The organism is Elstera litoralis (assembly GCF_000963705.1).
GTDB lineage: Bacteria > Pseudomonadota > Alphaproteobacteria > Elsterales > Elsteraceae > Elstera > Elstera litoralis.
In genome coordinates, this window is record NZ_LAJY01000164.1 from 1 (window position 1) to 10,959 (window position 10,959).

Consider the following 10,959-nt stretch of genomic DNA (forward strand, 5'->3'; position numbering starts at 1 on the left):
TGACTCTTATAAAGCGGAAAATGAGGTTAGATTTTTGCTGGATCAAAATGAAGACTCTATGAAGATAGAGTATAGGACGGGAAAAAACATGATAATACCATTCATGCGTTGTGGATTTGACCTAAATTCAATAAAATCTGTTGTGTGTGGTCCAAAATCTCCCCAGAGAACTGTTTACTCTATAAAGAATTTCCTTTCTGCTCACTCTTCTTCAAATATCGATGTGTGCCGGTCTTCTATTAACTATGTTGGATCCTACTAAACCGTTTCTTGAGGGAACCATGACCGATCCTATCGTTATCGTCTCCGCCGCCCGCACCCCGCTTGGGGGCTTCCAGGGCGAGCTTCAAACCCTTACCGCGCCCAAGCTCGGCGCGGTGGCGATTGCTGCCGCCTTGGCGCGGGCCGGGCTGTCCGCCGATCAGGTGGAGGAAGTGTTTATGGGCAATGTGCTGTCGGCGGGCGTTGGGCAAGCGCCCGCGCGGCAGGCGGCGTTGGGGGCGGGGCTGCCGGAGGGGGTGCCGTGCACGACCATTTCCAAAGTCTGCGGCTCGGGCATGAAGGCGGTGATGCTGGCCCATGATGCGCTGCTGGCGGGCTCCGTCCGCACGGTGCTCGCGGGCGGGATGGAGAGTATGAGCCTCGCGCCCTATCTGCTGGACCGGGCGCGGGCGGGCTATCGGCTCGGGCATGGGCGCACCATCGACCATATGTTCTTCGACGGGCTGGAGGATGCCTACGCCACCGACAGCGCGGGCAACCGCCGCCTGATGGGCAGTTTCGCCGAAGATACGGCGGAAGCCTATCAGTTCACCCGCGAGGTGCAGGACGGGTTCGCGCTCACGTCGCTCGCCCGCGCGCAAAAAGCCCAAGCGGACGGTAGTTTTAGCGCCGAAATCGCCCCCGTCGCCGTCAAGGGCCGGGGCGGGGAGGTGCAGATTACCGCCGACGAACAGCCGAAATCGGCCAAACCGGAGAAAATCCCCACCCTGAAACCGGCGTTCCGCAAAGACGGCACGGTAACGGCGGCGAATTCTTCGTCGATTTCCGATGGCGCGGCGGCGCTGCTGCTCATGCGCCGCTCCGAAGCTGCGGCGCGCGGCCTGCCGATCCGGGCGATTCTGCGCGGCCACGCGGCGCACGCCCAAGCCCCGGCCTGGTTCACCACCGCCCCCGTTGGCGCGATGCAAAAGCTGCTGACAAAACTGGATTGGGCGGCGAAAGACGTTGATCTGTTCGAGATCAACGAAGCCTTCGCCGTGGTGGCGCTGGCCGCGATGAAAGACCTCGATCTGCCCGCCGATAAGGTGAATATCCACGGCGGCGCCTGTGCCCTCGGCCACCCGATCGGGGCCTCGGGCGCGCGGATTCTGGTCACGCTGCTGCACGCGCTGGAACGCTACGATCTGAAACGCGGCATCGCCTCGCTGTGCATCGGCGGCGGCGAGGCAACCGCCGTCGCGCTCGAACGGGTCGCCTAATGGCCGGAATTCTGCCGCGCCGGGGGAGCTACGCGGAGGTTTGTGCGGAGTTCCGCTGGTCGATCCCCGCCCGCTTCAATATCGGCACCGCCGTCGCCGATGCCCAGGTTGCGGCGGGCGACGGCGTGGCGCTGATCGAGGTTGCCAGCGACGGGGCGGTGCGGGAGTGGCGGTTTTCGGACCTGCTGCGCGCCGCCTCCCGCCTCGGCAATCTGCTCGAAGCCCACGGCATTGGGCGTGGTGAGCGGGTAGGGGTGCTGCTGGCACAATCGCCGGAAACCGCCATCGCCCATATCGCCGCCTATCGGCACGGGGCGATTGCCGTGCCTTTGTTCAGCCTGTTCGGGCCGGAAGCCTTGGAGTTCCGCCTGTCCAACTGCGCGGCGGCGGCGCTCGTTACCGACCGTGCAGGCTACGCGAAAATCGAACCCCTGCGGGCGGCGCTTCCGGCGCTGAAGCTGGTGATCGTCACCGATTGGGAGCCGGGGGCACCCCCGCCCGGCGTGGTGGATTGGACGGCGGGGCTGGCTTCAGCGTCCGATACGCGCGCCCCGGTCGATACGGCTGCCGATGATCCCGCCGTTATCATCTATACCTCTGGCACCACGGGCCAGCCGAAGGGGGCGCTGCACGCGCACCGGGTTTTGCTCGGGCATTTGCCGGGGGTCGAGATGCCCCATCATTTCTTCCCGGAAAGCGGCGACCGCTTCTGGACCCCCGCCGATTGGGCCTGGATCGGCGGGCTGTTCGACGTGCTGCTGCCCTCGCTCTATCACGGCGTCCCCGTGGTCGCGCACCGGATGAGCAAGTTTGATCCGGACGCCGCTTTCGCCTTCATCACCCGCCACGGGGTGCGCAATCTCTTCCTCCCGCCGACCGCGCTCAAGCTGATGCGCGCCTCTACCGCCACCGCGCGAACCGTAAGGTCCATCGGCAGCGGCGGCGAGAGCTTGGGCGGGGAGTTGCTGGACTGGGGCCGGGCGGCCTTCGGCGTCACCATCAACGAGTTCTACGGCCAGACCGAATGTAATGTGGTGGTGGGGAACGATGACCTTTTGTTCCCCGTCAAACCCGGCGCGACCGGGCGGCCATTCCCCGGCCACCGTGTCGCCGTGGTCGATGAGGCAGGAGCGGTGCTTCCCACCGGCGCGGCGGGCACCATCTCCATTGCCCGGCCCGACCCGGTGATGTTCCTCGGCTATTGGAACAATCCCGCCGCCACATCCGCCAAATTCATCGGCGACTGGCTGCTGACCGGCGACCAAGGCGCGATGGACGACGAAGGCTATATCCATTTCGTCGGGCGCGATGACGACGTGATTACGTCGGGCGGCTACCGCATCGGCCCCGGCGAAATCGAAGATTGCCTACTGAAACACCCCGCCGTGTCGATGGTCGCCGTTGTCGGAAAACCCGATCCGGTGCGCACCGAAATCGTCAAAGCCTTCATTGTGCTAAAGTCGGGCACGGAGCCTAGCGACGCCCTGACCGCCGAACTGCAAAGCTTCGTCCGCCAGCGCCTCGCCGCCCACGAATACCCGCGCGAAATCGCCTTTGTCGCCGACCTGCCGATGACCGCCACGGGCAAAATCATCCGCAAAGACCTGCGGGCGCGGGCGTGAGCGGGGAGGGGGCATCGCAGAGGCTCTGCCTCTGCACTCCGCTTAAGGGGCAGTCGCCCCTTAAGAATCCCATTGTTTTTCAGAATATTGGGATTAAGCGGGCGATATTGGTTCCCGTAAATTTGGATTCTCAAGGGGCAAGCCCCTTGAGCGGGGGTGTCGGGGGCCGGAGCCCCCGAMGATCCTACGCCGCCCGAATAGTCGCAATGAAGCGGCTTACGGCGTCGGCGAGGCCGCGCGTTTCCTTACCGAGTTTGGTCGCGGCTTGCAGGACCGAATGGGCGCTGGAGCCGGTTTCGGACGCGCCGCGTGCCACGTCGCCCATATGGTTTGCGACGTCCTGGGTGCCGTTGACGACGCCGGAGATGGTGCGGGCGATTTCGCTGGTGGCGGCCCCTTGTTCTTGGACGGCGCCTGCGATGCCGGTGGAGATGGCGTCCATATCGCGGATGGTTTGGCCGATGGTATCGATGGCATCGGCGGCGGCCATTGTTTCGGACTGGATCACGCCGACTTGGCGGGTGATGGTTTCCGTGGCGGTGGCGGTTTGGGCGGCCAGATTTTTAACTTCGGTGGCGACGACCGCAAAGCCTTTCCCGGCGTCCCCGGCGCGGGCGGCTTCGATAGTGGCGTTCAGCGCCAGCAGGTTCGTTTGGGCGGCGATTTCGGAAATCAGCCGCAGCACATCGCCAATATCGCCCGCCGCTGTGGTGAGCCCCTGGACGGTGATGCGGGTGGTATCGGCCTCGTTCACGGCCTTTTGCGCCAGTTCGGCGGATTGGCGGACCCGGCGGGCGATTTCCTCGGACGAGGTGGCAAGCTCGGTGGCGGCGGCGGCGACGGTTTGGATGTCGCCCGCGATCTGCTCGGTCGCCCCGGTGACGGAGGTCGCGCGGACGCTGGCCCCATCGGCGATGCGGCTCATGCCCGTTGCGATCTGCTCCAGGTCCGACGCCTCGGTGGAGACGGTGCCGACGATGGCCGACACGCTGGCTTCCAATTCCTGGGACAGGCGCAGCATCAACGCCCGGCGCTCGGTTTCGGCGCGCTCGCGGCTGGCGGCTTGTTCGGCGCGGAGCTGTTCGACGGCGCGGGCATTATCGCGGAAAACGGTGAGGGCATTGGCCATGTCGCCGATTTCGCCACTGGCCCCTTGGGCTGGGATTTCGATGCTAGTATCGCCGGTCGCCAGCACGCGCATCGCCCCGCCCATGCGTTTTAGCGGGTGGGAGATGGAGCGCGACAGGATCAACACCGCGCCTGCGATGACGATGGCAAGAATGCCGACCGACAGCAGCGTTCCGCCCGCGCCGATGCGCACGGTGGTTTCCAGTGGCGCTTCGATGTCGGCATGGGCCTTTTCGAGCTGCTTGACCAGGGCCGTGAACTTCTCCGGATTGGTCTCGGCGCGCGCCTGGCCTGCCAGCCGCAGCATATCGGCGCAGCGGTCGCGCGCGGCGGCGGTGCCGATGATCTGCATCGCGAGCCGTTCAACCGGGCTATTGAGATCGAGACAGCGTTGGGCCGAGCCGACGATATCGCTGAGCGCGGTGGCGACGCCGGAGCCCTTATCGCCCCCAACGGCGGCGGTGAGCACGTTCAGCGACCGCAACTGGTGCGTATGCAGCCGGTGGTATTCGGCGGCCTTATTGAGTTCCACGACCCCGGCAATCGCGGCAAATGCAAGCAGCAGAACGCCAGCCAGGATGAGAGTAAGTTTACGGGCGATGGTCATACCGGATCCCCAGCAGAGTAAGATGTCACCGAGATTAGAAAATCCGACGGGCGCAAAATCCGCCACGCGGGAGGAGTGAAAATGTCGCCGATACGGACAACCATAGATACGAAAGCCGCTCTTTATCAAGAAAACCAAGCAGCCATGCTGTCCTTGGTCGCCGACTTGAAGGCCAAAGTGGCGCTTCTTGCGGAAGGCGGGGGGGAGGCTGCGCGGGCGAAACACGTTGCGCGGGGCAAGCTGCTGCCACGGGATCGCATTCGCACCCTATTGGATGTCGGTGCGCCGTTCCTTGAGCTAAGTCAATTTGCCGCATTTGAGATGTATAAAGACGAAGTGCCGTGCGCCGGGATAATCACCGGCATCGGGCGGGTTTCGGGCCGGGAATGCGTGATCGTCGCCAATGACGCGACCGTTAAGGGCGGCACATATTTTCCTTTAACGGTGCGCAAACATTTGCGAGCACAAGCGATTGCGCGCGAAAATCACCTACCGTGTCTCTATTTGGTCGATAGCGGCGGGGCCAACCTGCCGAACCAGGACGAGGTGTTTCCCGACCGCGAGCACTTCGGTCGAATTTTCTACAATCAGGCCAATATGTCGGCCCTGGGCATTCCGCAAATCGCCGTGGTGATGGGCTCGTGTACCGCTGGCGGGGCCTATGTTCCGGCGATGGCGGATGAGAGCATCATCGTGCGCAATCAGGGCACCATCTTCTTAGGCGGCCCGCCCTTGGTGAAGGCGGCGACCGGCGAAGTGGTGACGGCGGAAGATCTGGGCGGGGCGGAGGTGCATACGCGCATCTCCGGCGTTGCCGATCATCTCGCGGAAAACGACGCCCACGCCCTTGGGATCGCCCGCTCGATCATCGGCAATCTCAACCGCCCAAAACCGATGCCGCTGGAGGTGCGCGAGCCGCGCCCGCCGCTCTACGATCCGAAGGAAATCTACGGCATCGTCTCGGCGGACCTGCGCAAGCCCTATGACGTGCGCGAAATCATCGCCCGGATTGTCGATGGGTCCGAGTTCGACGAGTTCAAGGCGAACTTCGGCACGACGCTGGTGACGGGCTTTGCCCATATCTGGGGCTATCCCGTCGGCATTGTCGCCAATAACGGCATTCTGTTTGGCGAGAGCGCGCAGAAGGGGGCACATTTCGTCGAGCTGTGCGGCCAGCGCGGCATTCCGTTGATCTTCTTGCAGAATATCACCGGCTTCATGGTCGGCAAGAAATACGAGCATGGCGGCATCGCCAAGGACGGCGCGAAGATGGTGACGGCGGTCTCCTGCGTCGCGGTGCCGAAGCTCACAGTGATTATCGGCAATAGCTTCGGCGCGGGGAATTACGGCATGTGCGGGCGGGCCTTCGATCCGCGCTTCCTGTGGATGTGGCCGAATTCCCGCATCTCCGTGATGGGCGGCGAGCAGGCGGCGAATGTGCTGGCCCAGGTTCGCCGCGACGGGATGGAGGCCAAGGGCCAAAGCTGGAGCCCGGAGGAGGAGGCGGCGTTCAAAGCCCCGATCCATACCCAGTATGATAAGCAGGGCCATCCCTATTATTCCTCGGCGCGGCTGTGGGACGATGGCATCATCGACCCCGCCGAAACCCGCACGGTCCTCGCGCTCGGCCTGTCCGCCGCGCTGAACGCCCCCATTCCCGAAAGCCGCTTCGGCGTGTTTCGGATGTAGGGGAGGCGGATATGAGCAACCTTATCCTTGAGCAAAAAGGCGCGGTCGCCTGCCTGACCCTGAACCGCCCCGAGATTCATAATGCTTTCGATGAGCATCTGATTGCGGCGCTGACCGATGCGGTGGCGACGGCCAGCGCCGATCCTTCGGTGCGGATCATTCTTCTGTCCGGGGCCGGAAAGAGTTTTTCGGCGGGGGGCGATCTTGGCTGGATGCGCCGGATGGCGACCTATAGCGCCGCCGAAAACCTCGCCGACGCCCAAGGTCTCGCCCGGCTGATGGCGACCATCGACACGAGCCCGAAGCCGGTCATCGCCCGCGTGCATGGGTCGGCCTATGCCGGGGGCCTGGGGTTGGTTGCCTGCGCCGATATCGCCATCGGCGTGCCCGAAGCCCAGTTCGCCATTACCGAGGTGAAGCTGGGGCTCATTCCGGCGGTGATCTCGCCCTATCTGGTGCGCGCGATGGGCGTGCGCGAAGCCCGGCGCTGGTGCCTCACGGCGCAGCGCTTCTCGGCGACCGAGGCCCATCGGCTCGGGTTGCTGCACGCGGTGGTTCCAGCCGAGACGCTCGACGCGGTGATCGACGCCGAAATCGAAGCGCTGCTGACGGCGGCCCCCGAAGCCGTCGCCGAAACGAAGCGCTTGCTGACAGCCGTCGATCGCCCGCTGGACGAGGGCGTCATAGCCGAGACCGCCCAGCGCATTGCCGTCCGCCGCGCCGCGCCGGAAGCGCGCGAGGGGCTTGCGGCCTTTTTCGATAAACGCTCACCTACCTGGGTGAGGGAGTAGTCCCCATGAAGACCTCGACACAAACTAGGGCGATAAAGACCCTGCTGATCGCCAATCGCGGCGAAATCGCCTGCCGGATCATCCGCACCGCCCGCCGTCTCGGCATTCGCACCGTGGCGGTCTATTCCGATGCCGATGCGGGCGCGGCCCATGTGGCCGCCGCCGATCTCGCCGTGCGCCTCGGCCCGGCCCCTGCCCGCGAGAGCTATCTGAAGGCCGACCTATTGCTGGAGGTAGCGAAAGCCACCGGGGCCGATGCGGTCCACCCCGGCTACGGCTTTCTGTCGGAAAACGCCGGGTTCGCCGAAGCCTGCGCGGCTTCGGGCGTCATCTTCATCGGCCCGCCCCCCAGCGCCATTGCCGCGATGGGCTCGAAAAGCGCCGCCAAAGCCCTGATGGAAAAAAGCCGGGGTGCCGCTGGTCCCTGGCTATCACGGCGACCGGCAGGAGGCGGATTTCCTCGCGGCTGAAGCGGCACGGATCGGCTTTCCGCTGCTTATCAAAGCCTCGGCGGGCGGCGGTGGCAAGGGCATGAAGATCGTCCGCGACGCAGGCGAGTTTGACAGCCAATTGGCGTCAGCCAAACGCGAGGCGCTCGCCAGCTTCGGCGACGATCATGTGCTGATCGAACGCTACCTCACCAAGCCGCGCCATATCGAAGTGCAGGTGTTTTTCGACACCCAGGGCAATGGCGTCTACCTTTATGAGCGCGATTGCTCGATCCAGCGCCGTCACCAGAAGGTCGTCGAAGAAGCCCCGGCCCCTGGCATGAGCGCCGAGCGGCGGGCGGCGATGGGCAACGCCGCCGTCGAAGCCGCGCGCGCGGTCGGTTACGTCGGCGCGGGCACGGTGGAGTTTATCGCTGAAGGGGATGATTTCTTCTTCATGGAGATGAACACCCGGCTCCAGGTGGAGCATCCGGTGACGGAAGCCATCACCCAGCAGGATCTGGTCGAATGGCAAATCCGCGTCGCCGAGGGCCACCCGCTGCCGCTGACCCAGGCGACGATCCCGCTCATCGGCCACGCGGTCGAAGTGCGCCTCTATGCCGAAGACCCGCTGAAGGAGTTTCTGCCCCAGGTCGGGCGGCTCTCGAACGTGCGTTTCGGCGATGGCGATGGCGTGCGGATTGATACCGGCGTGCGCAGCGGCGATTCGATCTCGATCTATTACGATCCGATGATTGCCAAAATCATCGCCTACGGCCCGGACCGGGCGACGGCAACCCAGCGCCTGATTGCCGCCCTCAATGCGAGCGTGCTGACGGGGGTGACGACGAACCGCGCCTTCCTCACGCGCATTCTCAGCCATCCAGCCTTTGCGGCGGCCGATCTCGATACGGGCTTTATCGAGCGGTATCGGGACGTTCTGCTGCCCGCGCCGGTGCCCGCGCCCGATAAGGTGCTGGGCCTCGCTACTCTGGCGGCGATGCTGCGCTCCAGTGAGGAAGCGACGGCGGCGCGGCGGCACACCCAGGATCCCTTCAGCCCCTGGGCGCTCACGACCGGCTGGCGTTTGAACCGCGACGCTTGGAACGACATTACCCTGCAAGACGGCGAGCAGGTGCAAACCCTGCGCGCCCATTATCGCGGTGCAGGGTTCGAGATCGATCTTCCCTCGGGCACCGTACCCGCGCGCGGGACGTTGACGCCGCTGCCGGAGGGCGGGGCACAGTTGACGGCAACCCTGGGGGGCGAAAGCCTGTCGGCCCTGGTCTTCGACGCGCCGGAAGGCCTGTGGCTCCACGTCGAGGGCACCACCTATCGCTTCACGCTGATCGACCCGCGCCGGGCGGCGGATACCGGCCCGGCCCAAGGTGGGCGGTTGCGCGCGCCGATGCCGGGCAAGATCATCGGCATTTCGGTCGCGGTCGGCGATGTTGTGGAAGCCGGGGCGGTGCTGATGCTGGTCGAAGCGATGAAGATGGAACACGCCATTCGCGCGCCGAAAGCCGGGAAGATCAGTGCGATTGCCTTTGCCGTCGGCGATCTCGTCGATGACGGCGTCGATCTGCTGACCCTTGAGGCCGAAGAGGTTCCCGCATGAGCACCGTCACCATCGTCGAAGTCGGCCCGCGCGACGGGTTGCAAAATGAAGCCAGCCCCGTTTCCACGGCGGATAAAATCGCCCTGATTACCGGGCTTGCCGGGGCCGGGGTGTCGGTGATCGAAGCGGGTAGTTTTGTGTCGCCGAAATGGGTGCCGCAAATGGCCGATAGCGCCGCCGTTCTGGCGGGGCTTCCGCCCTTGCCGGGGGTGCGCCTGCCGGTGCTGGTGCCGAACCTCAAGGGGCTTGAGGCGGCCCAAGCGGCGGGCGTGTCCGAAATCGCCATCTTCGGCGCGGCGTCCGAAGCCTTCTCCCAGCGCAATATCAATTGTTCGATTGAAGAAAGCTTAGCGCGCTTTCGCCCCGTCACCGAAGCGGCGCTGGCGGCGGGGATGCGCGTGCGCGGTTACGTCTCCTGCGTTCTCGGTTGTCCCTATCAGGGCGCGGTGCCGGTGGCCGATGTCGTGCGCGTTTCCGAAGCCTTGGCCGCGATGGGCTGTTACGAGGTTTCGCTCGGCGATACCATCGGCGTCGGCACAGCGGGCGCGGCGCGGGCTTTGGTGAAAACCCTTGCCGCCTCACTTGGCATGGGGCGCGTCGCGGTCCATTTCCACGATACTTACGGCCAAGCGCTCGCCAATATCCTCGCCTGTTTGGAGGAAGGGGTGCGCACGGTCGACAGCTCAATCGCGGGGCTCGGCGGCTGTCCTTACGCTAAAGGGGCGTCGGGCAATGTGGCAACGGAGGATGTTGTGTATCTCTTGAACGGTTTGGGTCTCTCCACCGGGATTGATCTTGATCGGCTGGCGTCGGTTGGGCGGCAGATTTCCGGCGTGCTCGGGCGCGCGCCCGCGTCGAAAGTCGGTCAGGCGCTCGCGGCGAAAGCGGCATGAGTCTTAACATCATCCGCCTCTGCGTCGGCTGCGAGAGTATCGAGGATCTGCGCGACTGGCAGGAAACCCATAATGAGGCGCCCGATTACCCCGGCTGCGTCTTTACGATGACGACGATGTACCCGAAGCGCGCCGAGGAGATTGTCGGCAAAGGCTCGCTCTATTGGGTCATCAAGGGGCGGATCGCGGTGCGGCAGGGGATTGTCGCTATCAACCGCACGCTCGGGCCGGAGGGGGAGCAGCGCACCCGCCTCGTCCTCAGGGCCGAATGGGTTCAGACGGTGCCCACCCCAACGCGCCCCTTCCAGGGTTGGCGCTACTTCGACGCCGAAAAAGCCCCGCCCGATTTGGGCTCGGAAGCCGACGACGCGATGCCGCCAGAGATGGCGGCGGAACTCAAAACCCTAGGGCTTCTCTAACCTCATGACCGATATTTAGGACTGGCGTGACAGTTTTTTTTAAAAAAGCGCTTGCGGGGTTTTGTTGTTAGGCCTATAAAGCGCTTCCCAGCGACGCGGTGCCGGTGACTAAGTCACTGAAAACGCTAGCGAAACTGGGGTTGGAGCTGAGAAGTTCCGGGGTTCTTTTGACATTGTAGGTTAATGGGGAAGGGTTTTGGAGTCGGCGGCCTGTTTGGTTGCTGGTTCTGAACCTTCTAGAGATAGAGAGTTTAGGATTAGTAAGGTTGCTATTGGTGGGGAC

Annotated in this window: 9 protein-coding genes; 8 read left to right on the forward strand and 1 reads right to left on the reverse strand. The window is 64.3% G+C overall.

The window, feature by feature from the left end; translation table 11 throughout:
• The first annotated feature begins 281 nt into the window (after positions 1-281).
• Entirely contained in the window at positions 282-1,481 is a 1,200-nt protein-coding gene (locus tag VZ95_RS07520) for an acetyl-CoA C-acyltransferase (RefSeq protein WP_045775305.1), read from the forward strand.
• Positions 1,482-1,489: 8 nt separating this feature from the next.
• Positions 1,490-3,103: an acyl-CoA synthetase gene (locus VZ95_RS07525; protein ID WP_045775310.1), complete on the forward strand. Its 1,614-nt coding sequence runs from the start codon at positions 1,490-1,492 to the stop codon at positions 3,101-3,103.
• Positions 3,104-3,287: 184 nt separating this feature from the next.
• Here VZ95_RS07525 and VZ95_RS07530 read toward each other — a convergent pair whose 3' ends face one another.
• Positions 3,288-4,838 (reverse strand): methyl-accepting chemotaxis protein, encoded by a 1,551-nt coding sequence (locus VZ95_RS07530; RefSeq protein WP_052711575.1) that lies wholly within the window; start codon positions 4,836-4,838, stop codon positions 3,288-3,290.
• Between the two features lie 144 nt (positions 4,839-4,982).
• Here VZ95_RS07530 and VZ95_RS07535 point away from each other — a divergent pair, with 144 nt between their 5' ends.
• From VZ95_RS07535 to VZ95_RS07555, 6 genes are read left to right on the forward strand one after another with little or no spacing between them, the layout of a single operon-like run.
• A complete protein-coding gene (locus tag VZ95_RS07535; protein ID WP_408606072.1) occupies positions 4,983-6,527 on the forward strand; it encodes a carboxyl transferase domain-containing protein in 1,545 nt (514 codons plus the stop codon).
• Between the two features lie 11 nt (positions 6,528-6,538).
• Positions 6,539-7,318, forward strand: coding sequence for an enoyl-CoA hydratase/isomerase family protein (locus VZ95_RS07540; protein ID WP_045775307.1), 780 nt, complete (start codon positions 6,539-6,541; stop codon positions 7,316-7,318).
• A gap of 5 nt (positions 7,319-7,323) precedes the next feature.
• On the forward strand, positions 7,324-7,788 hold the full coding sequence (locus VZ95_RS28660) for a biotin carboxylase N-terminal domain-containing protein (protein WP_332308028.1): 465 nt from the start codon (positions 7,324-7,326) through the stop codon (positions 7,786-7,788).
• Positions 7,730-9,364 (forward strand): acetyl/propionyl/methylcrotonyl-CoA carboxylase subunit alpha, encoded by a 1,635-nt coding sequence (locus tag VZ95_RS07545; RefSeq protein ID WP_332308029.1) that lies wholly within the window; start codon positions 7,730-7,732, stop codon positions 9,362-9,364. Before VZ95_RS28660 ends, VZ95_RS07545 begins: the two co-directional genes overlap by 59 nt.
• The gene (locus VZ95_RS07550) at positions 9,361-10,257 is read left to right on the forward strand and encodes a hydroxymethylglutaryl-CoA lyase (RefSeq protein WP_045775308.1); all 897 of its coding nucleotides are present in this window, start codon (positions 9,361-9,363) and stop codon (positions 10,255-10,257) included. Before VZ95_RS07545 ends, VZ95_RS07550 begins: the two co-directional genes overlap by 4 nt.
• Positions 10,254-10,676, forward strand: a complete 423-nt coding sequence (locus tag VZ95_RS07555) for a DUF1489 family protein (RefSeq protein WP_045775309.1) — start codon at positions 10,254-10,256, stop codon at positions 10,674-10,676. The genes VZ95_RS07550 and VZ95_RS07555 overlap by 4 nt, the downstream gene beginning before the upstream one ends.
• The last annotated feature ends 283 nt before the right edge of the window (positions 10,677-10,959 follow it).